This is a genomic window from Pseudocitrobacter sp. CD920760, assembly GCF_057782505.1.
Genome location: NZ_CM173490.1, coordinates 2332509 through 2354449 on the forward strand (window position 1 = coordinate 2332509; position 21941 = coordinate 2354449).

39 protein-coding genes and 1 tRNA gene are annotated in these 21941 nt (G+C 51.3%); 36 read left to right on the forward strand and 4 right to left on the reverse strand.

The window, feature by feature from the left end; all coding sequences use genetic code 11:
* Positions 1-4: 4 nt before the first annotated feature.
* Positions 5-412 carry a hypothetical protein gene (locus AC1MKH_RS10890; RefSeq protein WP_488452102.1) on the reverse strand — a complete coding sequence of 136 codons (408 nt, stop codon included), beginning with the start codon at positions 410-412 and terminating at the stop codon, positions 5-7.
* Between the two features lie 177 nt (positions 413-589).
* On the reverse strand, positions 590-1312 hold the full coding sequence (locus AC1MKH_RS10895; RefSeq protein WP_327621960.1) for an XRE family transcriptional regulator: 723 nt from the start codon (positions 1310-1312) through the stop codon (positions 590-592).
* Between the two features lie 68 nt (positions 1313-1380).
* Here AC1MKH_RS10895 and AC1MKH_RS10900 point away from each other — a divergent pair, with 68 nt between their 5' ends.
* From AC1MKH_RS10900 to AC1MKH_RS11005, 22 genes are all read left to right on the forward strand, one after another.
* The gene (locus AC1MKH_RS10900; RefSeq protein WP_189622951.1) at positions 1381-1620 is read left to right on the forward strand and encodes a Cro/Cl family transcriptional regulator; all 240 of its coding nucleotides are present in this window, start codon (positions 1381-1383) and stop codon (positions 1618-1620) included.
* An 89-nt stretch (positions 1621-1709) separates the two neighbouring features.
* Positions 1710-2252 carry a toxin YdaT domain-containing protein gene (locus tag AC1MKH_RS10905; RefSeq protein ID WP_327621959.1) on the forward strand — a complete coding sequence of 181 codons (543 nt, stop codon included), beginning with the start codon at positions 1710-1712 and terminating at the stop codon, positions 2250-2252.
* Positions 2253-2342: 90 nt separating this feature from the next.
* Entirely contained in the window at positions 2343-3197 is an 855-nt protein-coding gene (locus AC1MKH_RS10910) for a replication protein (RefSeq protein WP_327621958.1), read from the forward strand.
* 2 nt (positions 3198-3199) lie between these two features.
* A complete protein-coding gene (locus AC1MKH_RS10915; protein ID WP_327621957.1) occupies positions 3200-4054 on the forward strand; it encodes an ATP-binding protein in 855 nt (284 codons plus the stop codon).
* Positions 4051-4629 carry an ArsR family transcriptional regulator gene (locus AC1MKH_RS10920; RefSeq protein ID WP_327621956.1) on the forward strand — a complete coding sequence of 193 codons (579 nt, stop codon included), beginning with the start codon at positions 4051-4053 and terminating at the stop codon, positions 4627-4629. Before AC1MKH_RS10915 ends, AC1MKH_RS10920 begins: the two co-directional genes overlap by 4 nt.
* Positions 4626-4874 carry an XRE family transcriptional regulator gene (locus AC1MKH_RS10925; RefSeq protein WP_327621955.1) on the forward strand — a complete coding sequence of 83 codons (249 nt, stop codon included), beginning with the start codon at positions 4626-4628 and terminating at the stop codon, positions 4872-4874. The genes AC1MKH_RS10920 and AC1MKH_RS10925 overlap by 4 nt, the downstream gene beginning before the upstream one ends.
* A complete protein-coding gene (locus tag AC1MKH_RS10930) occupies positions 4871-5167 on the forward strand; it encodes a DUF4406 domain-containing protein (protein WP_023303592.1) in 297 nt (98 codons plus the stop codon). The genes AC1MKH_RS10925 and AC1MKH_RS10930 overlap by 4 nt, the downstream gene beginning before the upstream one ends.
* On the forward strand, positions 5164-5541 hold the full coding sequence (locus AC1MKH_RS10935) for a hypothetical protein (protein ID WP_327621954.1): 378 nt from the start codon (positions 5164-5166) through the stop codon (positions 5539-5541). The genes AC1MKH_RS10930 and AC1MKH_RS10935 overlap by 4 nt, the downstream gene beginning before the upstream one ends.
* The gene (locus AC1MKH_RS10940) at positions 5538-5819 is read left to right on the forward strand and encodes an antitoxin (protein WP_279275062.1); all 282 of its coding nucleotides are present in this window, start codon (positions 5538-5540) and stop codon (positions 5817-5819) included. The genes AC1MKH_RS10935 and AC1MKH_RS10940 overlap by 4 nt, the downstream gene beginning before the upstream one ends.
* Entirely contained in the window at positions 5816-6169 is a 354-nt protein-coding gene (locus AC1MKH_RS10945; protein ID WP_442961941.1) for a hypothetical protein, read from the forward strand. Before AC1MKH_RS10940 ends, AC1MKH_RS10945 begins: the two co-directional genes overlap by 4 nt.
* Complete coding sequence (locus AC1MKH_RS10950; protein WP_327621953.1) at positions 6166-7044, forward strand: hypothetical protein; 879 nt, start codon at positions 6166-6168, stop codon at positions 7042-7044. The genes AC1MKH_RS10945 and AC1MKH_RS10950 overlap by 4 nt, the downstream gene beginning before the upstream one ends.
* 421 nt (positions 7045-7465) lie before the next feature.
* On the forward strand, positions 7466-7564 hold the full coding sequence (locus AC1MKH_RS10955; RefSeq protein WP_226852650.1) for a hypothetical protein: 99 nt from the start codon (positions 7466-7468) through the stop codon (positions 7562-7564).
* Positions 7561-8010, forward strand: a complete 450-nt coding sequence (locus tag AC1MKH_RS10960; RefSeq protein ID WP_327621952.1) for a recombination protein NinB — start codon at positions 7561-7563, stop codon at positions 8008-8010. The genes AC1MKH_RS10955 and AC1MKH_RS10960 overlap by 4 nt, the downstream gene beginning before the upstream one ends.
* Positions 8003-8644, forward strand: coding sequence for a recombination protein NinG (locus tag AC1MKH_RS10965; RefSeq protein WP_327621951.1), 642 nt, complete (start codon positions 8003-8005; stop codon positions 8642-8644). Before AC1MKH_RS10960 ends, AC1MKH_RS10965 begins: the two co-directional genes overlap by 8 nt.
* On the forward strand, positions 8641-8838 hold the full coding sequence (locus tag AC1MKH_RS10970) for a Lar family restriction alleviation protein (protein WP_442961940.1): 198 nt from the start codon (positions 8641-8643) through the stop codon (positions 8836-8838). The genes AC1MKH_RS10965 and AC1MKH_RS10970 overlap by 4 nt, the downstream gene beginning before the upstream one ends.
* Positions 8835-8951 (forward strand): hypothetical protein, encoded by a 117-nt coding sequence (locus AC1MKH_RS10975; protein ID WP_327621950.1) that lies wholly within the window; start codon positions 8835-8837, stop codon positions 8949-8951. Before AC1MKH_RS10970 ends, AC1MKH_RS10975 begins: the two co-directional genes overlap by 4 nt.
* Positions 8951-9640 (forward strand): bacteriophage antitermination protein Q, encoded by a 690-nt coding sequence (locus tag AC1MKH_RS10980; protein WP_327621949.1) that lies wholly within the window; start codon positions 8951-8953, stop codon positions 9638-9640. The genes AC1MKH_RS10975 and AC1MKH_RS10980 overlap by 1 nt, the downstream gene beginning before the upstream one ends.
* A gap of 241 nt (positions 9641-9881) precedes the next feature.
* Positions 9882-10388, forward strand: a complete 507-nt coding sequence (locus AC1MKH_RS10985) for an HNH endonuclease (RefSeq protein ID WP_081333843.1) — start codon at positions 9882-9884, stop codon at positions 10386-10388.
* 11 nt (positions 10389-10399) lie between these two features.
* Positions 10400-10472 (forward strand) — tRNA-Arg (locus AC1MKH_RS10990).
* 185 nt (positions 10473-10657) lie between these two features.
* Positions 10658-10999 carry a phage holin, lambda family gene (locus AC1MKH_RS10995; protein WP_327621948.1) on the forward strand — a complete coding sequence of 114 codons (342 nt, stop codon included), beginning with the start codon at positions 10658-10660 and terminating at the stop codon, positions 10997-10999.
* On the forward strand, positions 10986-11462 hold the full coding sequence (locus AC1MKH_RS11000; RefSeq protein ID WP_327621947.1) for a glycoside hydrolase family 24 protein: 477 nt from the start codon (positions 10986-10988) through the stop codon (positions 11460-11462). Before AC1MKH_RS10995 ends, AC1MKH_RS11000 begins: the two co-directional genes overlap by 14 nt.
* On the forward strand, positions 11459-11911 hold the full coding sequence (locus AC1MKH_RS11005) for a lysis protein (protein ID WP_327621946.1): 453 nt from the start codon (positions 11459-11461) through the stop codon (positions 11909-11911). The genes AC1MKH_RS11000 and AC1MKH_RS11005 overlap by 4 nt, the downstream gene beginning before the upstream one ends.
* A gap of 30 nt (positions 11912-11941) precedes the next feature.
* On the opposite strand, the gene AC1MKH_RS11010 is transcribed toward AC1MKH_RS11005, so the two are convergent.
* Positions 11942-12118 (reverse strand): KTSC domain-containing protein, encoded by a 177-nt coding sequence (locus tag AC1MKH_RS11010; RefSeq protein ID WP_316396054.1) that lies wholly within the window; start codon positions 12116-12118, stop codon positions 11942-11944.
* Positions 12119-12135: 17 nt separating this feature from the next.
* Here AC1MKH_RS11010 and AC1MKH_RS11015 point away from each other — a divergent pair, with 17 nt between their 5' ends.
* Together AC1MKH_RS11015 and AC1MKH_RS11020 are read left to right on the forward strand one after the other, a co-directional pair.
* Positions 12136-12309 (forward strand): hypothetical protein, encoded by a 174-nt coding sequence (locus tag AC1MKH_RS11015; protein ID WP_169815280.1) that lies wholly within the window; start codon positions 12136-12138, stop codon positions 12307-12309.
* A gap of 103 nt (positions 12310-12412) precedes the next feature.
* Positions 12413-12682, forward strand: a complete 270-nt coding sequence (locus AC1MKH_RS11020) for a hypothetical protein (RefSeq protein WP_063944654.1) — start codon at positions 12413-12415, stop codon at positions 12680-12682.
* An 86-nt stretch (positions 12683-12768) separates the two neighbouring features.
* Here the strand turns inward: AC1MKH_RS11020 and AC1MKH_RS11025 are convergent, their stop codons facing one another.
* Positions 12769-13209, reverse strand: a complete 441-nt coding sequence (locus tag AC1MKH_RS11025; RefSeq protein WP_327621945.1) for a hypothetical protein — start codon at positions 13207-13209, stop codon at positions 12769-12771.
* A gap of 22 nt (positions 13210-13231) precedes the next feature.
* On the opposite strand from AC1MKH_RS11025, the gene AC1MKH_RS11030 reads away from it, so the two are divergent.
* Genes AC1MKH_RS11030 through AC1MKH_RS11085 form a run of 12 tightly spaced genes read left to right on the forward strand, consistent with a single transcriptional unit; the run spans position 13232 to position 21857 of the window.
* Positions 13232-13804, forward strand: coding sequence for a terminase small subunit (locus tag AC1MKH_RS11030; protein WP_327621944.1), 573 nt, complete (start codon positions 13232-13234; stop codon positions 13802-13804).
* Entirely contained in the window at positions 13791-15269 is a 1479-nt protein-coding gene (locus tag AC1MKH_RS11035; protein WP_327621943.1) for a phage terminase large subunit family protein, read from the forward strand. Before AC1MKH_RS11030 ends, AC1MKH_RS11035 begins: the two co-directional genes overlap by 14 nt.
* A 15-nt stretch (positions 15270-15284) precedes the next feature.
* Complete coding sequence (locus AC1MKH_RS11040; RefSeq protein ID WP_327621942.1) at positions 15285-16637, forward strand: anti-CBASS protein Acb1 family protein; 1353 nt, start codon at positions 15285-15287, stop codon at positions 16635-16637.
* Positions 16591-17520: a phage minor head protein gene (locus AC1MKH_RS11045; protein WP_276224454.1), complete on the forward strand. Its 930-nt coding sequence runs from the start codon at positions 16591-16593 to the stop codon at positions 17518-17520. Before AC1MKH_RS11040 ends, AC1MKH_RS11045 begins: the two co-directional genes overlap by 47 nt.
* Positions 17521-17523: 3 nt before the next feature.
* The gene (locus tag AC1MKH_RS11050; RefSeq protein WP_276224418.1) at positions 17524-18795 is read left to right on the forward strand and encodes a hypothetical protein; all 1272 of its coding nucleotides are present in this window, start codon (positions 17524-17526) and stop codon (positions 18793-18795) included.
* Positions 18795-19250: a gp53 minor capsid family protein gene (locus AC1MKH_RS11055; RefSeq protein ID WP_276224420.1), complete on the forward strand. Its 456-nt coding sequence runs from the start codon at positions 18795-18797 to the stop codon at positions 19248-19250. Before AC1MKH_RS11050 ends, AC1MKH_RS11055 begins: the two co-directional genes overlap by 1 nt.
* A 14-nt stretch (positions 19251-19264) precedes the next feature.
* Positions 19265-20362, forward strand: coding sequence for a major capsid protein (locus AC1MKH_RS11060; RefSeq protein WP_100148700.1), 1098 nt, complete (start codon positions 19265-19267; stop codon positions 20360-20362).
* 10 nt (positions 20363-20372) lie between these two features.
* Positions 20373-20657 carry a hypothetical protein gene (locus AC1MKH_RS11065; protein WP_327621941.1) on the forward strand — a complete coding sequence of 95 codons (285 nt, stop codon included), beginning with the start codon at positions 20373-20375 and terminating at the stop codon, positions 20655-20657.
* A 58-nt stretch (positions 20658-20715) separates the two neighbouring features.
* Positions 20716-20922, forward strand: a complete 207-nt coding sequence (locus AC1MKH_RS11070) for a hypothetical protein (RefSeq protein ID WP_198447781.1) — start codon at positions 20716-20718, stop codon at positions 20920-20922.
* A gap of 2 nt (positions 20923-20924) precedes the next feature.
* The gene (locus tag AC1MKH_RS11075) at positions 20925-21323 is read left to right on the forward strand and encodes a DUF7370 family protein (protein WP_198447782.1); all 399 of its coding nucleotides are present in this window, start codon (positions 20925-20927) and stop codon (positions 21321-21323) included.
* The gene (locus AC1MKH_RS11080; protein ID WP_063850913.1) at positions 21323-21502 is read left to right on the forward strand and encodes a hypothetical protein; all 180 of its coding nucleotides are present in this window, start codon (positions 21323-21325) and stop codon (positions 21500-21502) included. Before AC1MKH_RS11075 ends, AC1MKH_RS11080 begins: the two co-directional genes overlap by 1 nt.
* The gene (locus AC1MKH_RS11085; protein ID WP_246978538.1) at positions 21495-21857 is read left to right on the forward strand and encodes a hypothetical protein; all 363 of its coding nucleotides are present in this window, start codon (positions 21495-21497) and stop codon (positions 21855-21857) included. The genes AC1MKH_RS11080 and AC1MKH_RS11085 overlap by 8 nt, the downstream gene beginning before the upstream one ends.
* The last annotated feature ends 84 nt before the right edge of the window (positions 21858-21941 follow it).

Genomic DNA, 21941 nt, shown 5'->3' on the forward strand with positions numbered 1-21941 from the left:
TACCCTAATGTCTTTGCCTTGGTGGGTGAAAGGATACGATCAAAACGACCGCGCCAGTTATGCCAATACAAAATTTAATGTAAAACTCACATTCCATTTCCTTGTGAGCCGCCTCTACCCAAGACCACTCAGTGAAAGAGTAAGCGTCGCAGGCAGCCCAGACATCATTGGTGTTTATCTGGCACCATTCAGAACCAATATATCGGCCTCGCGAAACGGCAAGCCTAATCGATTCCTTTAAAGAATTCTCATCCTTACCCAGGGATGCAACATCTTTTCTACATTGCTCAGTAACAGCTGAAATGTTGGCTGCACTTAAGATTGAAAGTATGTTTTTATACAGCGGGCCGCCCGTAATCTTAGATGCCGATTTTGTAAATCCATCTTTATGCGAGCTTACTATGGTTACCATTATGGTAAGTTCACTCCTTGAGTGTCAATACAAATAGCACGATTAGCTCCAGCTATCACCCAAACGTCTCATCAGGCCACAATCAAAAAGATAACCGTGGCAGTAAGCACAGTTACCGTTCCTACTATCAGATATTCTCTCATCACCCAAACGTCTCATCAGGCCACTAAACACCTACTATCCATGCTTACGGTAGGTCTGGGGCATGCTTCCTATCACCTTTCCGAAAACGAATATTTTGTTCATCTCTTCTTTTTCGATAGGTTCCCAAGGGTGATAGGTATGGTTGTCTGAGATGACCAACAACTTGTCTTTCATCTTCTGTAGGCGCTTAACGTGAGCTGTTTCATCGTAGAGGAACGCGTAGATACCATCACCATCAAAATGCTGAATGCTGATGTCTACAAAGAGTAGATCCCCAGGCTCAATCGTGCCGGACATGCTATCTCCACGAACGTTGATAATCCTTATCTGCTCAGGGCGACGCCCATTAAACATCTGCCGAGCATCTTCAACCGAATATTCTACGGAGCGTAGCACCTCCATGAACTCACTATTGATCACACCCGGCCCCGCGCTTACAGAGACATCAAGCACATCGATACGAAATGTTTCGGTAGACTTCTGCAAATGCCCTTCCTCAATCCCATCAGCTTTGCTGTCTCCCAGCAGGTAAGACGAAGACGTGCCAATGCTCGCGGCAAGCTCCTGTAGCTTTCCACGCCTTGGAATCGATTCCCCGTTAAACCACTTGCTTACGGCTTTTGGTGTCAACTTCATCTTTTTGGCTATCTCAGCCTGACGACCATGTACCGGTAAACCAGCTTTATCGCAGGCCAGCGCTAGCCTTTGGGAAAATTCTTTTCGCGCTTTTTCTTCCTGAACCATGGGTTCAATCATAATATCACTTGCGTGAACTATCAGTTCCGACATAATATGTACTTACAGTTCAATTTGAGGGTTAAAAAATGCAACCTAAGAACCTTGGCGACATCATCAAGCAAATCCGCGTGCCGGTGGTGGCGAAGGCGTGCGAGCGTACCCCGCGAGCAATTTATAAATGGATTAACAGTGGCTGCCTGCCACGTACCGATTACACAGGTGAAACAGAATACGCATCGAAAATTGCTGCTGTATCTGGTGGTCAATTCACAGCAATCCAGATTCTAGAAATCAGCAAACCTAAATCAGTTCAACAAGCTGCGTAACAGCTCACCGCTCTTTAACAATCTGGAACCCTATTAAACCGGCTGAGTAATCAGCCAATCATTAACTATTCAACGAAAGGGATAGCGATATGCAATCACTTACGTATCAACAGAGTACCGGAATACACAGCAGCGTGATGATAAATCGCGCTCAACCGGAACCGGACAATAACCATGAGTTGATCCGCGCAGCAGTTCGCGCCTGGTCAGCTGCTATCGACAATCAGGACGTGGTATGCGCGCTGATTATCAACGAGTACCGGGAGCAGGGCGGCACAGCGATCAGCTTTCCGGAAGATGTCAGCCGGGCCCGGCAGAAGTTATTTCGTTTTCTCGATAACCGATTCGACTCAGACCAGTACCGCGAGAACGTTCGCGAGCTGACGCCAGCAATTATGGCTGTCCTGCCGCTTGAATATCGCACGCGGTTGCTTCCGCAGGACTGCTTCATGTCTCGATTAGCCACGATGGAGAAGGAGGTTAGCGAGGCTAAACAAGCCGTCATGCTCAACGCGCCGACTCATCAGAAGCTGAAAGAACTTAGCGAGGGGATCGTGTCGATGTTCCACGTTGAGCCTGATATGTCTGGCCCGTTAATGGCAATGGTCACGACCATGCTGGGGATGGTGTGAGATGGGAAGTATCAAAAAGTCGAAAGCCCCTCTGCTGGAACAGAAAGGGCTCTCAGGTGGAATTAACTGGATCAATTCACAGGAGCAATTATGGCAAACACTGCCGAAGTAATCAATTTCCCTGTGCCTGACGTGGCACTTAAGGAGCCGCGCGTGGCAGATCTTGAAGATGGGTTTACGCGCATCGCTAATGAGCTACTGGAGGCTGTCATGCTGTCGGGAATGTCCCAGCATCAACTTCTGGTCTTCATGGCTGTTATGCGCAAAACATACGGCTTTAACAAAAAATCTGACTGGGTCAGCAATGAGCAAATTTCGGTTCTGACTGGAATGCTTCCGCACAAATGCTCAGCGGCTAAAAGTGCATTGGTTAAGCGTGGGATCTTTACCCAAATCGGGCGCGCGGTAGGCATCAATAAATCGGTCAGCGAATGGGTTAAATTACCCGCATCAGGTAAGAAAGATAATGTTTACCTGAAAGAGGTAAATTTACCTGAATCAGGTAAGGAATGTTTACCCGAATCAGGTAACGACACTTACCCAAATCAGGTAAACACAAAAGACAAACATACAAAAGACAATAAAGACAATAGTAATAACCCCCCTAAATCCCCCAAATCGGCCTCATTCGATCCGGCAGGGGTTTCGCTCCCTGAATGGCTGTCACAGGCGGTCTGGAAGTCATGGGTCGATTATCGTCGCGACCTGAAGAAACCGATTAAGTCTCAGCAGACGGTAACTCAGGCCATCAACCTGCTTGAGCGTTGCAAGTGCAGCGGATACCAGCCTGAAGAAATCATCAACCAGAGCATCGCGAATGGCTGGCAGGGTTTGTTTGAGCCAAAGATCGCCAAGCAGACCCCTCGCGCGCAGTCTCGCGTATCTGAGAACTTTGCTGGCAAAGACTATGGCCAGACTGAAATTCCTGCATGGGCGAGGGACTGATCATGACGCTGGATGAAAAAATTACCCACCTTGAAAAATGTATTGCTGAGCTGAGCCAACCACCTGTTCAGATTGAAGATGTCGAGGTCTCAGTCAGTACTGAAACCTGTGAAAAACATGGTCAGTTTGAATGCCGGACAAGAACTTTCCCTAACTCGCTCATAAAAATACCACCGCGCCCAAGCCGTTGTCCTGGTTGCCTTCGTGATGAGCTGATCAAACTTCAGGCTGAGAAAATTCGGCTCGACGATGCATCACGGCAGCGGAATATTTCCCTTCTGCTGGAACGCCTGGATATCCCAACCCGGTTTGAGTCATGCACCTTGCAGAACTATGAGCCGGTTAACGATGACGCTAAGCGCGCGCTTAAGGTATGTCAGGCGTATGCAAGCCGATGGCCTGAGCGTTTACAGAAGGGCGGTGGTCTCGTCATGTGCGGGAAGCCCGGCACTGGCAAGAATCACCTTGCCCTTGCAATAGCCCGGCACGCTATTACTGAGCACCAAAGTTCAGCGGTTTTTACCACCGCGCTGAGGATCGCCAGAGCTTACAAATCGACGTGGTCAAAAACCGCCGAAAACACGGAAGACGACGTTATCAGGTTCTACACGAAGCCTGACCTTCTGATTATCGACGAGGTTGGTGTGCAGTTCGGTAGTGATGCTGAAAAGCTGATCATGTTTGAAATCATCAACACCCGGTACGAGCGCATGAAGCCCACCATCCTGATTAGCAACCAGACCAAAGACGAGCTGGCAGCTTTCATTGGTGAGCGCGTTCTCGACCGCATGAGCGATGGTGGCGGATGTACGCTGTCATTCACCTGGGATTCATACCGTTCTAAAGGGGCTGCATGATGGATTCACTGAAACAACGCATTCTGGACCACGTAACAGCAAATCAGCCAATCACCCGTAAGAACCTGATGATGGCCATCGGCATTTCTGGTCATGCACTCGACAAAGAAATCGCAGTGCTCCGTGAAACCGGGCTGATTTACAGCATGGCTGGCTTCGGTTACTTCGCCGGGAAGGCGGCATACGAAGAATGGCGTGCCGGCATCGGTGGTGAACTCCTCCGCGAGCGCAGCCTGAAGGGCGCGGAGTCCAGCCTGATGTCACGCCGCGAAGGGATGATGACGATCCCATCGAAAATTGCACTGCTGCTGTCGGATGGTCGACGCATGTCATCGCCGCAGATAGCGGAATCTCTGAGCCTGACTGTGAAACAGGTATCAGCAGCAATCTGCGAAATGGCAAAGGCAGGCGAAATCAAATTCACCGGGCGCACCGGCCATCGGATTTATCACCTGTCCGGCTTGAAGCGTAAGGCTGCGGTCAAGCGTCAGTCAGTGAATGTGATTTGCCAGGAATGCCGCCAGAGTCCGGCTATGAAGCGAGTATTGATGGTTTGGGGGAGGGTAGGGGTATGAGCGAATGGAGTGATTATCGCTTGATGGTTAGGACCATGGCGAAGGATAACGGTGTAACGCTCATCAGCATCGCCAAGCACTGCGGCGTATCGAACAGGAAACTTAATCAGATTCTCCAAGCGGGGCCATCCAAAGAACAGGAAGAACTCATAGCCGAAGCTCTGGGGTGCGCAGGGTGTGACCTTGCGGAAATCCACAGGCAAATGGGCGAGTTATCAGACAAGTACGGGAGGGTAGGGGTATGAAAATTTACATCGCAGGACCAATGACGGGTTACGAAAACTACAACCGTCCGATGTTTAACGCAGTAGCACAGCAGATGTTATCAGGTGGTCATGTGGCATTAAATCCGGCCACGCTCCCGGATGGTTTATCTCAGCGTGAGTATATGGACATCTGCCTGGCGATGCTTCGCTGCGCCGACGCCATTCACATGCTGCATGGGTGGCAAGAGTCGGAAGGTGCCGTCGCTGAGCATGCCATGGCTAAAAAGTTGGGAATTAAAATTTCTTACCAATTTGAAGGAGCTGCCGCATGAAACCAACATACGAAGAGTTAGAGCAGCAACTGGCTGCGGTGGTCGCGGAGAATGCGGGGCTGAAGGGTTTTGGTAAAACGTTATCCGAAATGCACGAAGGGCTTAACGGCTCTGGAACCGGCATTCAGGGTGAGTATGAAGACACTTGCCAGCAGGTGGCACTTGATGCGGCGATGGATGCGTTTGACGAAATCAAAACCCCGGCCACCGACGCTTTCCTGGCTGAAGTGCGGGCGAAAGGGGCCGAGCTGGCTGGCGAATACTTGAAACAGTATGCCCAGAGCGTTCATGAAGAGGCTCGCCTTGTCCTGCAGGATGCCGGTGAACTCTGCAACGGGTTCGCCGCCCAGTTACGACAGGGAGCAGCACTATGAGTAAGTCATACATCGTCATTCAGCAGTACCTGTGGTGCAACGAAAATGGTGGAGGCATTGGGTACACATCTGATTGCGTCGAATTCGATAAGCGCGATAAGGCCATTAAGCACGGCTTTAAGATGCAAGGCAGTGATGACTTCAATATCGGAGTAGTCGAAGCGGGTCGCTTGGTATCGTTTGACTGGATGAATAAACCGGTTGGGGAAAGCGGAGAATCAGCAGAAGTATTAGCTCAAATTGCAGAGGCTATCGGCCTCCAGGAGTCAGCCCAATGACCATCAACAAACAGGCTTGCGAAAAATTGAAAGCAGCAGCTGCGAAAGCGAATGATGAATTTGACCCTAATATGTTCGTCATGACACGCGACATACTGGCGCTTCTGAATGAGCTGGAAGCCGCAGAGAAGCGGATTGCTGAGCAACGCGAGTATTACGAGAGCGTCATCGCTGACGGTAGTATGCGCATCGCCTCGCTTGATGCCAGAACGCTCACCGTGAAGCTGCCACCGCGAGTTGATAGATCAAACGTGCCATTCACAGCGCACACGTGGAACTGCTGCCTTGATGCGGTTAAGAAGTGCCTCACAGCCGCTGGCATCCAGGTTATCGAAGGAGAGGGACAATGAGCGAAATCAGCCGAACAGAACGAGTGCCAGACGAAGAACTCGACCAGATGATATGGAAGTTAGAACGGGACGGCATGACGCCCAAGATGCTGTCGCTGATGAGAGAGCTGCGGGAAGTACGGAGGGAGAAGGGGGAGCCGGTCGCGTGGATGTATGATGGTGAAGATGGTCGTGAATATAACGGACACAATGAGTTCTCTGGCGGCGGAAAAGGTGTTCCGCTCTACACCGCACCGCCAGCGCATCCCGCCTACAAGAAAACGGAGAATTTCACTGATTATCACGCAGGATGGAACGCCTGCCGCGCCGCAATGCTTCAGGGTGCAGATGGTACCCTCACCAATGAAGGTACCATACCAGTCACGCAATTTAAGCCGGTAGCAGACCTGTACGGCTTAACCTCACCAACTGGCGGCGAAACATCATTCACCTTTGATGCTGTCGAAGCGCGCGATTTCATTGATGGAGGATGGTTATGTCAGGAGTATGTGGAGCTTGAACGCTTTCAGGAAGCGATAACCAACCATACCGAGGATAAGCTCGCTATGGTTGACCATTCTGGTGACTCCAACAATATGGTTGAACATGTAACGACGGCTTACAAGTTGCGCGATGCGGTGGATGCCATTCGCAACTCCGGCATAGCAATTGACGGTGAGAAGATTAAGGCTGAACGAGATGCTCTCAATGAACCTACGTGTTGGTGCCACATCTGCCGCCCCGTGACGGTGACTGACATGCGCTTCGTCGTTTGTCCTGATTGCGGTAACAAGCGCTGCCCGCACGCCAATGACCACCGGAATACATGCACAGGAAGCAACGAGCCAGGGCAGGAAGGTAGCGCATACCCAGCAGCACCGCAGCAGGAGGATTGAAAATAACTACCATCAATAATTCACCGTTCTTAGATGGATTCCGAAGAGAAATATTATACTATTGAAATTAAAGGGATTTATTTTGTAAAGACCATTCCCTTCCGTGTTTGAATTGATATCATCGTTTTGCAGTCCAATGCAAACCGGAGGGGTTATGATCTGTCCTAAATGTCGTTCTATTGCCGTTGGGAAGGAAGTAACACGCAGGGGGTGGAGTGGTGACTATGCCTGCTTTGAATGCGGCTACAATGATGCCAAAGACGGCTTTCAAGAAATAAGCAAACCTCCTGTCAGGAAGATAAAATGGAAGCTGAAAGAGCAACCAAAGTTAGTTTGATTTTGTAATATCAACCAGCCATAATTAAGTCGCCGTCGGAGTTGAACGCCCGGCGGTGACTTCTGCGCATTTAAGGGGACTTAAATGCGACCACAATCTGAACTCCTCACCTTGTCACAGATGCAGAAATGCACCTGCGATTTTCTGCATTCTGCGTTTGACCTCTGCGGAGGTGAAGCGTGAAGCAACAATACTGCCTCGTTAACGACAACGTGAAACGCAACGTCGTCGCCTTCATCCAGTCACTCCCGGTTAACCCCCGCGCTCCGATGGTTATCGAAGCGAGAGAAGAAACTCGCACCGACAAGCAAAACCGTCTGATGTGGCCATTACTCAAAGACCTGTCTGAACAGGTTGTCTGGCACGGCGAGAAGCTGACACGTGAGGAATGGAAGGACCTCATCACCGTTCTGGTGAATCAGACTCATGACCAGCAGCAAAAATCCGCGCCGGGCATCAACGGCGGCCGTGTTTATTTCGGCGTCCGCACATCCAAATCCAGCAAGCGCTACATGGTCGACGTCATCGAGGCGATTTACTGGTTCGGTACTGAGCGCGGCGTGAAGTTCTCCGAAGCATCAAGTGCTCGAATCTCCTGGGCGCAGGAGTGGAGGGTATCCCATGCGTAAGCCATCCCGCCGTAAGTGCAAAGTCTGTGATGAGTGGTTCGTGCCGAAGTACCACGATATCAGGATCCGCTGGTGTTGCCCGGAGCATGGCGCCATCCTGGCAATTGAGGAGCGAGCCAAGGAGAAAGTGAAGGAGGCCGCGAAGCGCATTAAAGAGCAGAAAGAGGCCGAGAAAGCAGGGCGCAAGCGCCGCAAGGAGCGACTGGCAGAGCTACGTCCTGCCGGTTATTACAAGGCTCAGGCTCAACAAGCATTCAACGCCTTCATCCGTGCGCGTGATGCTGATTTGCCATGTATCAGTTGCGGAGAGACGAATCCGCCAGATTTGCATGGCGGACAGTGGGACTGTGGCCACTTCAAGACGGTTGGCGCTAACCCTGAACTGCGCTTTGAAGAGCGCAATGCCCATAAGCAGTGCAAATCCTGCAATGCCGGAGCGGGCAAATACACCGCCAAAGAGGCGACGGTCGCGCAGCAATACGAAGCTGGCCTGGTCGCTCGTTACGGCCAGAAATACGTCGACTGGCTCAACGGCCCCCATGAAATGACCAACTACCGCCGGGAAGACTTCATTCGTATCCGCGATGAGTACCGCGCGAAGTTGAAAGCATTGAAACTGCGGGAGGTCGCATGATTTACGACCTCAAACTTCCGCACTGGGCCTCTTTACTGAGCTGTCCATTCTGTGGTGGTGATGCAGAACTGATTGCAGATGGCGATGGTGTTTACGCCGGATGCACTACCAAGCAGTGCCTGATCAAGCCCATAACCGATACCTATCTTACAAAGCGAGATGCAATCCGCGCCTGGAATCGGAGGCCATCATGACACGGGAGCAAATAGACCGATACGAGGAAGAAAGCGTTAAGCGCGCCAGCATGCCGCCAGTAGCAAAGCACAGCCAGACCAAAACCAACCAGCCACAGAAGGAAGCCGCGTAATGAATACTCAATATCTGCAATACGTTCGTGAGCAGCTCATTGTGGCTACCGCAGACCTGAGCGGGGCGACGAAAGGGCAACTGGTAGCTTTCGCTGAGAACGCGATGTTTGAGGCAACACCACGCAGTCGTGGCCGCAAGAAAGTGCTTAACCCTGCTAACGGTCGACTGATGAACCCGACAAGCCCACCGATTCCAGGGCAGCAGTCACGCGCCAAAGGTTCATCTATCGCACTGGTGCAACCTGTTGAGTATTCAACAGCATCATGGCGTCGTGCAGTGCTGTCGCTCGATGAACATCAGAAGGCGTGGCTACTCTGGAACTACAGCGAGAATGTGCGATGGGAAAATCAGGTTTCGATTACTAAATGGGCTTGGTCAGAGTTTAAATCCTCTCTTGGCACAAAGAAGGTAGCAGGGAAGACGCTGGATAGGCTGAGGGCCCTTATCTGGTTAGCTGCGCAGGACGTGAAAGCAGAACTGGCAGGGCGCGAAACTTACGAATACCAGCAACTGGCAGAGCTTGTTGGCGTCACACCAAAGAACTGGTCTGAGACATTTACCGATCGATGGCTGGAGATGAAACGTACATTCATGCGTCTTGATAGCAGTGCTTTATTGCAAGTAACGCGATCACGTTCACAACAAAAGGCGACAAATTTACATACAAGTCTTGCAAAACTGGATTGAAAAGCATATATTTCACGTAAATCTGATATCGTCGCCATAGCTTTGATTGTCGACACAAATAATTCAAGCCTCGCAATCACGCGGGGCTTTTTATTTTCCTGAAGTAAATCTCACGCCATGCCCGGCGCAAATTCAACACAGAGCCCTACAGAAACGAACCTCGGAGATAATCGCTAAAGGCGGCGGCCTCTCTGTGGGCGGTTTTCTGGGCAGCGAGGCTCGTTTCTATAGGTAAATACGCATGAAAACTATAAGCATCCCTCTGGAAGAGGTTCGTCGAATTTTCGAATTAGACCCTAAGTCTCCATCCGGATTGAGGTGGATGGTTGCCCCAAACCACAGAATAAAATGTGGGATGCCAGCTGGTAGCAAAGTTGGAAACGGTTATTACCAAGTTAAAATTGCTGGTATTAGCTATGGAGCTCATAGAGTGGTTTGGTCTATTGCAAATGGCGAAATACCGCAAGGCATGACTATCGATCACATTGATAGAAATCCAGGAAACAATGAAATATCAAACTTGCGACTTGCTGACAAATACTTGCAAGCAAGGAACAGGAAGCCATACAAAAGAGTTGGTATGGCTGGAAAAAGCAAGGGGAATATTCATCTGAGAAAGAGCGGTCGATATGATGCCACGGTGGGCATCAATGGAACGGTTTACTATTCTAGCGGCAGGGATAAGTCAGTTCTGCAAGCCTGGATACAGGAAATGCTTGATAAGCATCAGGCGCAGCCTAATAAATAGTTTTTAATCATTTGCCTGTAGCTCAGAGGAAAGAGCAACCGCCTTCTAAGCGGTTGGTCGCTGGTTCGAATCCAGCCGGGCGAACTAAATACCTACCAGGACCATAAGAGCGAAAGCTCAACGCACTACCCTCTATTGCCAGCCGCGCCGCTGGCTTTTTTATTCTCAGGTTCCGGGAATCATCATCGACACGCTTTGTTGTTAAATTCAGCCCGAGAACCTGACCCCTTTCAAACACAGCTCCCGCTTCTACTGCGAGGAGAGAGACTATGAAAATGCCTAACACTCCACACGGATGGGCAGACATCAGCGAGATTCTGGCGTCCTGGTGGCGCGGTGACGTGCCTATTGGTGGTGTCGTCATGGCAATCGTGATGGCTGTCCTGCGAATGGCTTATTCCGGAAGCAGCTGGAAAGAAACGTTTTTTGAAGGATTAATGTGTGGCGCGCTGGCGCTAACCACATACTCCGCCCTTGATTACTTCGACGTTCCGAAAGCTCTCACCGTTGGTATTGGTGGTTTTATCGGTTTCGTTGGCGTGAAAAAGCTCAGCACATTCCTGTCAGGCTATGTTGGTAATCGTTTTGGAGGCGGTAATGCAGACCGTTAACAATCAGCGAAAAGCATTCCTCGATATGCTGGCCTGGTCTGAAGGAACAGATAACGGAAGACAGCCTACAAGGAATCACGGATACGATGTAATTGTTGGTGGATCGTTATTCACTGATTATTCCGATCACCCTCGTAAGCTGGTAACGCTGAATCCTAAGCTGAAGTCTACGGCAGCCGGTCGCTATCAACTGCTGTCTCGTTGGTGGGATGCCTACCGCAAACAGCTTGGACTGAAAGATTTCTCTCCTGCCAGCCAGGATGCTGTCGCATTGCAGCAGATTAAAGAACGCCGAGCTCTGGAGTTAATCGACGCTGGTGACATCCGTCAGGCTATCGATCGTTGCAGCAATATCTGGGCATCTCTGCCCGGTGCTGGATATGGTCAGTTTGAACACAAAGCTGATAACCTCATCGCCAAATTCAAAGAGGCAGGCGGTACGGTAAACGAGCCAAAATCATGAGCAGCGTAACTGCAACTATATGGGCTGTGATTATCTGCCTGGTGGTATCGCTTGGCTGGGCTGTTAACCACTACCGCGACAACGCCACCGAATACAAGAAGCAGCGAGATGAGAAAACTCAGGAGCTGAATCTGGCAAAGGCCACCATCACCGACATGCAGACCCGCCAGCGTGAAGTCGCTGCACTGGATGCTAAATACACGAAGGAGTTAGCTGATGCTAAAGCTGAGAATGATGCTCTGCAGCGCAAGCTTGATAATGGTGGTCGGGTGCTCGTCGCCGGCACCTGTCCGAAGCAGGCCACCCAGCCCGCCAGCCTGGACGATGGAACCACCGTCGAACTCTCTTCAGCTGCTGGACGAAACGTTCTCGATATCAGAAACGGAATCAATGAAGACAGAATAAAAATAGCGGCACTACAGCAGTACATTATTGAGCAGTGCCGCTAGTAAATCGAGCTAATCACTAACTTTGTTTAATCACCCAACTTTGCGATAAGGGTAGCCAGCTTTTTTGATATGCACATCAAAATACTGCCCCTTAGAAGGTGCGTTAATCAATGCTGTGTGTACGGAGGCCGGAACTCTAGCATATTGATAGATGCCGCCCCCATGGAATGCAATCTCCAAGGTTGAAGTTGCAGGATCGTAACCCACTGACTGAAGGTTTGAAGATGAAACAGGCTGACGAATCAATTGTTAACTCTCCATTGGTTGGCAAAAGCGCCAATGAAATGTTAAAGCATTTTAATGATTACAACTTTGTTGATGATCACGGTCACCGATTGGAATTTTGCGAGGATTTCATTGATCTTGTAAAGCTAGCCTCTCAAAACAAGGTTGGTTGATCATCACAAGGCGCATTTGCGAGTGCGCCTGATGATGAAAATGCTTGGTCTTTTTTTAATGCCAGCTGTAATTTAAGTAAACCTAATAAAAGACGGAGTTTATATGGTTTACGTGAAAAAAGGTTATCTTAAAGAGACTGTCCAATATGTCAGTAACAGCGGCATAAACTACAAATATGAGATATACCAGCGAAGTGATGGATCAAGCTTTTACGCGGTGGTTTCGCGATTAGATGAGGCTATCCCAGGTTCAGGGCATTACATTTGGGTGTATGATGGAAGTGAAATTAACTTTCCAGATGGCACCGACAATGTCCAGTTCGCTGTGGATGAAGTCACTGACCACTTCAAGTTTAATTTTCAGGATTCCTAACCGCCTCCGGGCGGTTTTTTGTTGCCATCACCATGGGTAGACCCATCGTAATGGCTTTATGCAAAAGCTCTGGCGCTGGTATGTAATTACTTTGCTAGTAATGCCTCGGCTATGTAATCCCAACGGTCAAGATACTGCCCCTCATCAGCTTTGCTTATTTTGAATAGGGGGGCACTGTGATGCCAAGTGGCATGGCTGGCGACTACTTCGCTCGGAACGATGAAAACTTCGGGAAAGGTTTTATTGGCTATATCTTCAGACATATTGCAGAACACGTAAAAGAAATCAGGAGATGCAGCGGGCATGTGCTTGCCGACCATCCATTGACGTGGCTGGCTTCTTGCCCAAGACCCTTTAACCTGAATACTGATACTCTTTGAACCGTCAATAGTGGCAATTATATCTACAGCGCTAGAACCACTCGTTGTTAGTGCTGCGGATATTCCCAGACGTGACAGCATATAGGCAACGAAGTATTCACCGGCATCACCAGCGTTTTTAGAAGAGCGCTTAACAATTTCTGACATACTCAATCCTTTGGAATAAAACATGGCACTCACCGACAAACAAGAAATGTTCTGTCGCGAGTACCTCATCGATTTAAACGCCACGCAAGCGGCTATTCGGGCGGGGTACAGCGCAAAGACAGCTAACCGCACTGCGTCCGAAAACCTGTCAAAACCTGACATCCAGTCCAGAATTGCCGAACTTAAAGCGCAACGCAATGATCTGGTTGGCATAAATGCGACATACGTGCTGAATCGTCTGGTTGAGATTGACCAGATGGACGTGCTCGACATCCTCAAAGACGACATGAGTCTGAAGCCAGTAAGCGAGTGGCCTTCATCCTGGCGTAGATATCTTAGCGGATTCGATGTGGCTGAGATGTTTGAAGGCCGCGGGGAAGAGCGTGAAATGGTCGGGCTACTTAAGAAAATTAAGTGGCCGGATAAAATCAAAAACCTCGAACTGCTTGGGAAGCACATAGATGTGATGGCTTTCAAAGAGCAGGCCACTCATGAGCATACAGGCAAGAATGGTGGGCCAATCGAAATGGCTACACTGACCAAAGAAGAGTATAAGGCTGCCCGGCGGGAGATGTTGGAGGATGACGACTGCTGAGCAAAAGGCTTACGCCCGCAAGATTGAGTGCGAAGTAGACGGGCTTTACTACGCTCGATACTTCTTCAAGCAACGTACTGGCGGCAAGATGATTGTCGCGCCGCACCACAAGGTGATTCAGCAGACGCTGGACCGCGTCATTGATGGTGAGATACAGCGATTAATCATTAACGTTCCCCCTGGCTACACAAAGACCGAACTGGCAACCATCAACATGATGGGGCGAGGGCTGGCACTCAATAACCGCGCTCGCTTCATGCACTTGTCCTATTCCCACAATCTGGCACTGCTGAACTCATCGACAGCACGCGGCATGATTAAGTCTCAGGCTTATCAGTCAATGTGGCCTATGGCGCTGCGCGATGACGCCGACAGTAAGGCTATGTGGTGGACTGAACACGGCGGCGGCGTTTACGCGTCGTCAGCTGCCGGACAGGTTACCGGCTTTCGTGCCGGACACATGGAGCCAGGCTGGCAGGGCGCGTTGATTATCGATGACCCGGTTAAACCGGATGATGCTTATTCCGATACTGTGCGAAACGGCGTCAACAATCGTTTCAACGAGACAATCAAATCACGACTGGCGATCGAGACGACGCCGATGATTGTCATCATGCAGCGGATCCACTACCACGACCTCAGCGGATACCTGCTGCGAGGCGGGAGTGGTGAGAAGTGGCATCATCTGAATCTGCCGGTGATTATCGACAATAGTCAGCCATACGCTGCGCAGTATCCTGAAAACACCCACGCCATACCGATTGACCATGGTCTGCCTGATGGCTGGCTGTGGCCGTTTAAGCACAATGAATCGCATCGCGTATCTCTGTTCTCTCACCGACGGACTGCTGAAGCGCAGTACATGCAGAAGCCTCGAAGGTTTAATGCTGAAGGCGCTCTGTGGACAGAAGTGATGATCAGCGCAGCACGCGAGCTGCAAATTCATTACGACAAAGTTCGCACCGTCGTAGCGATCGACCCACAGGCGACCAACAGTGATGAAAGCGATGAAACCGGGATTGTTGTTGCCAGTTCATATGGCGCTGGTGACAAAAAGCAATTTTCTGTGGATGGCGATTACAGTGGCAAATATTCTCCTGCAGGATGGGCCAAGAAAGCCATATCGGCTTATGAGCAACACGAAGCTGACGCGATAGTTATTGAGACTAACCAGGGCGGCGATATGGCGGAGGAGACACTCCGCAACGCCGGGTTCAAAGGTCGCATCATTCGTGTCCATGCCAGCAAAGGGAAGTATGCACGAGCTGAACCGATATCCGCGTTATACGAGCAGGGCCGGGTGGCAAATCACGGAAATCTCTACGTGTTGGAGAACCAGTTGATGGAATACATCCCCGCCACCGCGAAGAAATCACCTGACCGCCTCGACGCGATGGTTTACGCACTGACTGAACTGAATGGATCGCAACCTGTGGGGATGATGATTCCGAAACGCCTTCGCTAACCAAACGGACAAACCATGACTGACAAATTAACTCTCGCCGTCAACCATGCGTTGAACGATGCGCGGATGGCGCGCGCCCGTATGGGGCTGCTTAACCCTTCGATGGGGCTGGACGCCAAGCGTAATTCTGCGTGGTGCGAATATGGATTCCCTGAGCAGGTCACATACGAAAACCTCTACGCCCTGTACCGGCGCGGTGGTATTGCTCACGGTGCCGTTGAGAAGCTGGTGGGCAAGTGCTGGCAGACTAACCCGGAAATCATTGAGGGTGACGATGCCGACGAGAGTGAAAACGAAACCGCCTGGGAGAAAAAGTCCAAACAGGTATTCACCAACCGGTTTTGGCGCTCATTCTCTGAGGCGGACCGTCGCCGTCTTGTCGGTCGTTATGCAGGCATCCTTCTGCACGTCAATGACTCCCTCGCCTGGGATCAGCCTGTAACGAAAGGCAAGATGCTCCAGAAGGTTACTGTCGCATGGGAAGGCTCTCTGACAGTTGGTGATTGGGACACTGGCCTGAACTCGAAAACCTACGGACAGCCGAAGATGTGGCAGTACGCCGAACGCTTGCCGAATGGTTCAAGTCGCCGCGTCAATATCCACCCCGATCGCGTTTTCATCCTTGGTGATTACTCGGAAGATGCCATTGGCTTCCTGGAGCCAGCTTATAACGCATTTGTCAGTCTGGAGAAGGTGGAGGGCGGTTCAGGCGAGTCATTCCTTAAGAATGCCGCGCGCCAGTTGAACATCAATTTCGATAAAGAAGCAAGGCTGGATGAAATAGCCAGGGCTCACGGCGTCGACTACAGCGAACTTAGCGAAATATATGACAAGGTGGCCCGAGAGATGAATATCGGGAATGACACGGTACTCATAACGCAGGGGGCTTCAGTTGCTCCGATTGTGGCCGCCGTGTCCGATCCTGCACCAACATATAACGTCAACCTGCAAACCGCTGCCGCCGGAGTTGATATCCCGACGCGCATTCTGGTTGGCAATCAGCAGGCCGAGCGCTCAAGCACTGAGGACCAGAAATACTTCAATACTCGCTGCCAGTCTCGCCGTGGCGACCTGTCATTCGAGGTTGAGGACTTCTGCGACAAGCTGATCGAATTAAGTATCCTCGATCCGGTCAGTCAGAAGACCGTTATCTGGGACGACCTCAACGCGCAAAGCGACAGTGAAAAACTGGATGCCGCTCAGAAGATGTCGCAAATCAACAGCGCTTCCATCGGCACGGGTGAGCAGGTGTTTACTGGTGAAGAAATTCGCGTGGCCGCCGGGTATGAGGGTTCGCCCGAACCGCTTCCAGAGGTAGATGATGACGAAGAAGAAAGCGAAGTCACCGATACTTCCGGGAAACCTTAAAGACCCGACGGGTGCCGACCGACTTGAGCGCGGGGCGATGAGAGAGTTCGCCAGGCGAATGAAGCGAATTGGCAAGGCGTACAAGGGCATTCTCGACCGCATTCCTGCATCGCCATCAGTAAACCAGCGTTACACCTTCGACCTCGATTCCACCCAGCTATCAATGCTCCTCAGCAATGCCTCATTGCTGGTTGATGAGATTTTAGGTGCAGATAACGAGACAGGATTCTGGTTCTGGGCTGATTACGTCAACCCGGCGTATCAGCGCGGCACGGCGCAGGAGTTTGCCAATCTGGCGCAGCAATCAGCCGTGTACGCTGCCGGACAGGAAAGCGTATCGACAATCCTTCTCAGCGAACCGTACCGACGTAGGCTGATTCTTGTTCGCGCTCGTACCTTCGAGGAAATGAAGAACCTCAGCGCCAGTGTGAAAGCGGATATGGCGCGGATACTGACCGATGGACTTGGGCGCGGACAAAATCCACTGGAGATAGCTAAGCGCCTTACTGAGCAGACGGGGATTGAGTCTCGCCGGGCTAATCGTATTGCCAGGACGGAGATTACCACCGCGCTGCGCCGTGCGCGCCTGGACGAAGACGACGAAGCCAGAGAACGATATGGCATCCGTACAAAGCAGATGCACATATCAGCGCTCAGCCCGACGACCCGAAGCACCCATGCCGCGCGTCACGCCCATCTGTATACCGCAGAAGAGCAGCGGGAGTGGTGGGCTAAGGATGCAAACGGCGTGAACTGCAAATGCTCCACGATCGCGGTTATGGTCGATGAAAGCGGCAAGCCGTTAAGTGACACCATCATCGATAAAGCTCAGAAAACATTTAACACAATGAAAGCCCGTGGCTACCAATGGGCTAAGGGTTAACTCATGCCAATGCAAGTTAATGTCACCTCGAAGGTGAACAGTAAGGCCATCCGGCGCGAACAGCACAACGGACGCGAGCACTGGGTTGTTCCTTCCTACACCCTTCCGGCGAACGTGGTCATGAACGGCGGTCTGTATCCGGCCAGTGAGATTGACCAGCACTACAGTGGCCTGGAGGGGACACTGGCACCGCTTGGACATCCACAGGTCAACGGTCAGTTTGTTTCTGCTTTTAGTCCTGAGGGGCTGAATGTGGGTTATGTAGGGGCATGGAACAAAAACGTCAAGAAGTCCGGCAACCGCGTCTACGTCGAGAAGTGGATCGATACAGAAGTGGCAAAGCGCACGGATGACGGAAAGCGCCTCCTTGAGCGTCTTGAAGCGCTGGATAAAGGCGAGGATGTTCCACCAATCCATACCAGCGTTGCCGTATTCCTGGAGGAGCTTGAAGCGAACGATGAGCAGAAAGCTCAGGGGGCTTCATGGGTTGCGAAAATTCACGCGATGGACCATGACGCCATCCTTCTGGATGAGGTTGGCGCAGCTACGCCAGAACAGGGGGTAGGGATGATGGTAAATGCTGATCTTGCCACTCCACTGAAAGCTAATTCCGGCGCTCTGGTGGGGGAAACCTATCGCGAGCGTGAGCGGAGGCTGGAGAAGGCAGCGAAAGATAAATTCGCTCCTGGCGAGAAAGAATACGCCTGGGTGGCTGACTTCACTGACTCGCAAGCGGTAATCATCCTCAACAATGGCGAGCCGAAGGTTTACGGATACAAGTCTGAAGGCGGAAAGATTGTCTTTGATGATACCGGGACAGAGGTTCAGCGCCAGAGTTCATGGGTTGCTGTCGTCAACAAACTCAAATCTTTTTTCACACCGCAGGAACAGCCTGCACCAAACCACAAAACGGAGGGCGACATGCCTTTAACCACTGAAGAGAAACAAGAGCTGATCAGCGAAATCGGTAAAGGCCTGGCCGCAAACTTCGCCGAAGCCCTGAACCCGATTAAGGATGCGATCACCGGCCTACAGGCCAATCAGGACAAGCTCACTGAAACGCTAACTGCAAACTCCCGCGCTGAAGAGAAAGCAAAGCGTGATGCTGTAGCAAAGGTCCATGGCGATATCGTGGCTAACGCACTGTCAGGCGAAGCGCTGGACGCAATGTTTAAAACCATCGGTGAATCGGCACCGCTGGGTACTAATTCCGCGCAGCAGCAGAATGAATCTGGCGCGCCGGACCCTAAAACCTATTTCGGAGGTGCTGCGTAATGGCTCGCTATCGCCGCGTTAATATCGACGGTCAGTCTCTGTACAAGACCGAAACCCGCGCCACTGCAGCAGACTTGCTGCCAGGTACCGCTGCTGTCATCAACGACGATAACGAGTTTGCGCAGGCAACTGAACTCGCCGGACGTCTCTACATCATCGACGTTGCCTATCATCAGGGTCTGAAAATCACTGAAGCAGTGCCCGCTGGCGACTCCGCCGTGGGTAACTACGTAGAAGAGGGTCGCGAGTTGGCGCTGCTATGCGTGGCGGGAACTTATGCCAAAGACGATCCAATCAAGTTGGGTAGTAATGGGCAATTTACCAAAGCTACTGCAGACACCGATTCGGTGATTGGCTATAGCCAAGACGATGCGACCATTGCAGCCAGCACTACCGATTTCATCAGTGTGCGTATGCGCGTCGGTACCGTAGCCGCTGCAGATGCTGGCGCTTAATCAGGAGAATAAGAATGTATTTTACCGCTGAAACACTGGCTACGAATGGCCGCCTGCGCGGTCACTGGAATGAGCTTTGGGCCAACCGTGACATCTATAACGCCCAGCACGACATGATGGTCAACGCGTATCGCACGCGCATGACACATGAGATGTTGGCGGCGAACGCTATCGGTGGCTTTACTCGCGAGTTCTGGGCCGAAATTGACCGTCAGATTATCCAGATGCGCGATCAGGAAATTGGCATGGAAATCGTCAATGACCTGATGGGTGTGCAGACCATTCTGCCAATCGGCAAAACTGCAAAGCTGTATAACGTCTCCGGCGATATCGCTGATGATGTCTCTATCAGCATTGACGGTCAGGCGCCTTACTCTTTCGACCATACCGAGTTTGGCTCTGATGGCGACCCTGTTCCGGTATTCACTGCTGGTTATGGCGTTAACTGGCGTCATGCTGCAGGGCTCAGCACCGTCGGTATCGATCTGGCTCTGGAATCGCAGTCGGCCAAGATGCGTAAATTCCACAAAAAACGCGTCAACTTCTACCTGAATGGCGATGCCAGCATCGTTGTAGATGGCATGCCGGCTCAGGGCATGAAAAACCACCGCAACACTCAGAAAATCAACCTTGGTAGCGGTGCTGGCGGTGCCAACATCGACCTCACCACTGCAACCCCGGCGCAGTTGCTGGCCTTCTTCGGCCCGACCGGTCCGTTTGGGCTGACGGCTCGCACCAACAAAGTAACTGCTTACGACAAGCTGTGGGTTAGCCCGGAAGTGTGGGCCAACATGGCGAAGCCATACCTGGTAGACATTAACACCGGCACCAATGCGTTACTGAGCGGCACGGTTTTGGATGCGATCAGCAAGTTCATTCCTGCGAAGTCTATCCAGATGACCTACGCGCTTTCCGGTAATGAATTCCTCGCTTATGAGCGTCGTCAGGACGTGATTTCTCCGCTGGTCGGTATGGCTGTCGGCGTTGTCCCTCTGCCGCGCCCAATGCCTCAGTCGAATTATAATTTCCAGATTATGAGCGCTGAGGGTCTGCAAATTAAGAAAGACGGCGAAGGCCTGTCCGGCGTGGTCTACGCCGCCAATCTGGCATAAGGAGATCAGCATGGCTAAATACCAGGTAACCAGAGCATGGCATGGAGTGAACGTCGGTGATGTGGTTGAAATTGAGAAACTGCATCCTGCGCTAAAGCCTCATGTTATGAAACTCTCTGATGCGGCATTAACACCGGCGACGCCAGAGGCTGGCACGGATGTGAAATCCCGAAAAGAGATTATCGCAGCGCGCATGACGGAGCTGGGTATCGAGTTTAAAGGCAATCTCGGGGCTGAAAAGCTCGGTGAATTGTTGCCTGATGGTGAACTCGAAAAACTGTTCCCTGCTGAATAACCGCCGCGAAAGCGGTTTTTTTATGCCCCGCTCCGGCGGGGCTAATAAGGTGCATAACATGATCCCAGAAGATATGAAGCAACCATTGCCGCACACGCAGTTTGCTGAGATTTCATCGTTGAGCGTCACCAATGAGATCAGTTTGGCAATATCCAGTACCACCGAACTGGTTAAAGACTCGTCGAGCGTGGAACGACTGATTCTCCTGAAGCATCTTCGCGCGCTTTGCGATCTGCAACTCAATAAATTATCAGGGCTGGAATAGCTATGGTAACGCTGGAGAAGGCCAAAGAGTATTTGCAGAGCCAGGGAATAAATCTTCCTGACTTCATGCTTCAGTCGTTAGTGGATGATGTTAACAGCATTCAGGAATGCCTTGATTCTCACTATCCGGCATCAAAGGCGTTGGCAATCCAGATGTATTTGCTTGCACTGATGGGTCTGGGGCAAGGCGATAAGTACATCAGCTCCCAGACCGCACCCAATGGTGCATCGCGTTCATTCCGATACCAGTCGTTTTCCGACCGATGGAAAGGGGCGCTGGCACTGTTGCGTGGCGCTGACAAACACGGCTGTGCTAATGACCTCATCCCTCCTGACCCGACCAATACAGCGTTTGCTGGTATCTGGATTGGCCGAGGTGGATGTATGTGTGGGAGTAAGTAATGGCATGGGTATCGGTTAAGCAGCGATTGCCTGAGCCGTTCGTTAAGGTCTGGGTGATGACCGACAGTGGTAAGCGCGTTACCGGCTATGTGAAAAGTAACGGTGACTGGTATCTGCTGTGCCGGAAGGTTGCGTCGGAGAATCCGGAGGTGATCCGGTGGGAGGATAACGGTGTCTGAAACAGCCGCATGGAGTTATACCAATGTTGCCACTGTTTACCCGCGCGTCTACGACGACTGGAACAGCACCTGGACAAACGGAACTCCCTACCTGATTGACTGCACCTGGACAGCAAACAATGAAGTTGCTGTAGATGCCAGCGGGAAAGAGTTCACCACGAACCTGATTTTCTTCACTGAACTGAAGCGTAATGGCATCGATGCGACCATGCCGAAGCGCGACTGGTATATCGCCAGAGGTGACACAACATCTCAGGCCGATCCGCTGAAAGCTGGTGCAAACGTCATCAAGGCGGTGACGGAATGGGATATGTCGCCATTCGGCGAGGAGCCGGATTATAAGGTTATGACGTGAGGTGATTTATGTTCTCGCTTGGATTAGCTTGTTTTGCCCTGGGTTTTTCTTGCTGCGCTGCATTTATTCAAATAATCAGGTGGT

Excerpts from the sequence above, each read along its gene's own strand:
- AC1MKH_RS10890 (WP_488452102.1), bottom strand. The coding sequence starts at position 412 with ATGGTAACCATAGTAAGCTCGCATAAAGATGGATTTACAAAATCGGCA.
- AC1MKH_RS10895 (WP_327621960.1), bottom strand. The coding sequence starts at position 1,312 with ATGATTGAACCCATGGTTCAGGAAGAAAAAGCGCGAAAAGAATTTTCC.
- AC1MKH_RS10900 (WP_189622951.1), top strand. The coding sequence starts at position 1,381 with ATGCAACCTAAGAACCTTGGCGACATCATCAAGCAAATCCGCGTGCCG.
- AC1MKH_RS10905 (WP_327621959.1), top strand. The coding sequence starts at position 1,710 with ATGCAATCACTTACGTATCAACAGAGTACCGGAATACACAGCAGCGTG.
- AC1MKH_RS10910 (WP_327621958.1), top strand. The coding sequence starts at position 2,343 with ATGGCAAACACTGCCGAAGTAATCAATTTCCCTGTGCCTGACGTGGCA.
- AC1MKH_RS10915 (WP_327621957.1), top strand. The coding sequence starts at position 3,200 with ATGACGCTGGATGAAAAAATTACCCACCTTGAAAAATGTATTGCTGAG.
- AC1MKH_RS10920 (WP_327621956.1), top strand. The coding sequence starts at position 4,051 with ATGATGGATTCACTGAAACAACGCATTCTGGACCACGTAACAGCAAAT.
- AC1MKH_RS10925 (WP_327621955.1), top strand. The coding sequence starts at position 4,626 with ATGAGCGAATGGAGTGATTATCGCTTGATGGTTAGGACCATGGCGAAG.
- AC1MKH_RS10930 (WP_023303592.1), top strand. The coding sequence starts at position 4,871 with ATGAAAATTTACATCGCAGGACCAATGACGGGTTACGAAAACTACAAC.
- AC1MKH_RS10935 (WP_327621954.1), top strand. The coding sequence starts at position 5,164 with ATGAAACCAACATACGAAGAGTTAGAGCAGCAACTGGCTGCGGTGGTC.
- AC1MKH_RS10940 (WP_279275062.1), top strand. The coding sequence starts at position 5,538 with ATGAGTAAGTCATACATCGTCATTCAGCAGTACCTGTGGTGCAACGAA.
- AC1MKH_RS10945 (WP_442961941.1), top strand. The coding sequence starts at position 5,816 with ATGACCATCAACAAACAGGCTTGCGAAAAATTGAAAGCAGCAGCTGCG.
- AC1MKH_RS10950 (WP_327621953.1), top strand. The coding sequence starts at position 6,166 with ATGAGCGAAATCAGCCGAACAGAACGAGTGCCAGACGAAGAACTCGAC.
- AC1MKH_RS10955 (WP_226852650.1), top strand. The coding sequence starts at position 7,466 with ATGCGACCACAATCTGAACTCCTCACCTTGTCACAGATGCAGAAATGC.
- AC1MKH_RS10965 (WP_327621951.1), top strand. The coding sequence starts at position 8,003 with ATGCGTAAGCCATCCCGCCGTAAGTGCAAAGTCTGTGATGAGTGGTTC.
- AC1MKH_RS10970 (WP_442961940.1), top strand. The coding sequence starts at position 8,641 with ATGATTTACGACCTCAAACTTCCGCACTGGGCCTCTTTACTGAGCTGT.
- AC1MKH_RS10975 (WP_327621950.1), top strand. The coding sequence starts at position 8,835 with ATGACACGGGAGCAAATAGACCGATACGAGGAAGAAAGCGTTAAGCGC.
- AC1MKH_RS10980 (WP_327621949.1), top strand. The coding sequence starts at position 8,951 with ATGAATACTCAATATCTGCAATACGTTCGTGAGCAGCTCATTGTGGCT.
- AC1MKH_RS10985 (WP_081333843.1), top strand. The coding sequence starts at position 9,882 with ATGAAAACTATAAGCATCCCTCTGGAAGAGGTTCGTCGAATTTTCGAA.
- AC1MKH_RS10995 (WP_327621948.1), top strand. The coding sequence starts at position 10,658 with ATGAAAATGCCTAACACTCCACACGGATGGGCAGACATCAGCGAGATT.
- AC1MKH_RS11000 (WP_327621947.1), top strand. The coding sequence starts at position 10,986 with ATGCAGACCGTTAACAATCAGCGAAAAGCATTCCTCGATATGCTGGCC.
- AC1MKH_RS11005 (WP_327621946.1), top strand. The coding sequence starts at position 11,459 with ATGAGCAGCGTAACTGCAACTATATGGGCTGTGATTATCTGCCTGGTG.
- AC1MKH_RS11015 (WP_169815280.1), top strand. The coding sequence starts at position 12,136 with ATGAAACAGGCTGACGAATCAATTGTTAACTCTCCATTGGTTGGCAAA.
- AC1MKH_RS11020 (WP_063944654.1), top strand. The coding sequence starts at position 12,413 with ATGGTTTACGTGAAAAAAGGTTATCTTAAAGAGACTGTCCAATATGTC.
- AC1MKH_RS11025 (WP_327621945.1), bottom strand. The coding sequence starts at position 13,209 with ATGTCAGAAATTGTTAAGCGCTCTTCTAAAAACGCTGGTGATGCCGGT.
- AC1MKH_RS11030 (WP_327621944.1), top strand. The coding sequence starts at position 13,232 with ATGGCACTCACCGACAAACAAGAAATGTTCTGTCGCGAGTACCTCATC.
- AC1MKH_RS11035 (WP_327621943.1), top strand. The coding sequence starts at position 13,791 with ATGACGACTGCTGAGCAAAAGGCTTACGCCCGCAAGATTGAGTGCGAA.
- AC1MKH_RS11040 (WP_327621942.1), top strand. The coding sequence starts at position 15,285 with ATGACTGACAAATTAACTCTCGCCGTCAACCATGCGTTGAACGATGCG.
- AC1MKH_RS11045 (WP_276224454.1), top strand. The coding sequence starts at position 16,591 with ATGACGAAGAAGAAAGCGAAGTCACCGATACTTCCGGGAAACCTTAAA.
- AC1MKH_RS11050 (WP_276224418.1), top strand. The coding sequence starts at position 17,524 with ATGCCAATGCAAGTTAATGTCACCTCGAAGGTGAACAGTAAGGCCATC.
- AC1MKH_RS11055 (WP_276224420.1), top strand. The coding sequence starts at position 18,795 with ATGGCTCGCTATCGCCGCGTTAATATCGACGGTCAGTCTCTGTACAAG.
- AC1MKH_RS11060 (WP_100148700.1), top strand. The coding sequence starts at position 19,265 with ATGTATTTTACCGCTGAAACACTGGCTACGAATGGCCGCCTGCGCGGT.
- AC1MKH_RS11065 (WP_327621941.1), top strand. The coding sequence starts at position 20,373 with ATGGCTAAATACCAGGTAACCAGAGCATGGCATGGAGTGAACGTCGGT.
- AC1MKH_RS11070 (WP_198447781.1), top strand. The coding sequence starts at position 20,716 with ATGATCCCAGAAGATATGAAGCAACCATTGCCGCACACGCAGTTTGCT.
- AC1MKH_RS11075 (WP_198447782.1), top strand. The coding sequence starts at position 20,925 with ATGGTAACGCTGGAGAAGGCCAAAGAGTATTTGCAGAGCCAGGGAATA.
- AC1MKH_RS11080 (WP_063850913.1), top strand. The coding sequence starts at position 21,323 with ATGGCATGGGTATCGGTTAAGCAGCGATTGCCTGAGCCGTTCGTTAAG.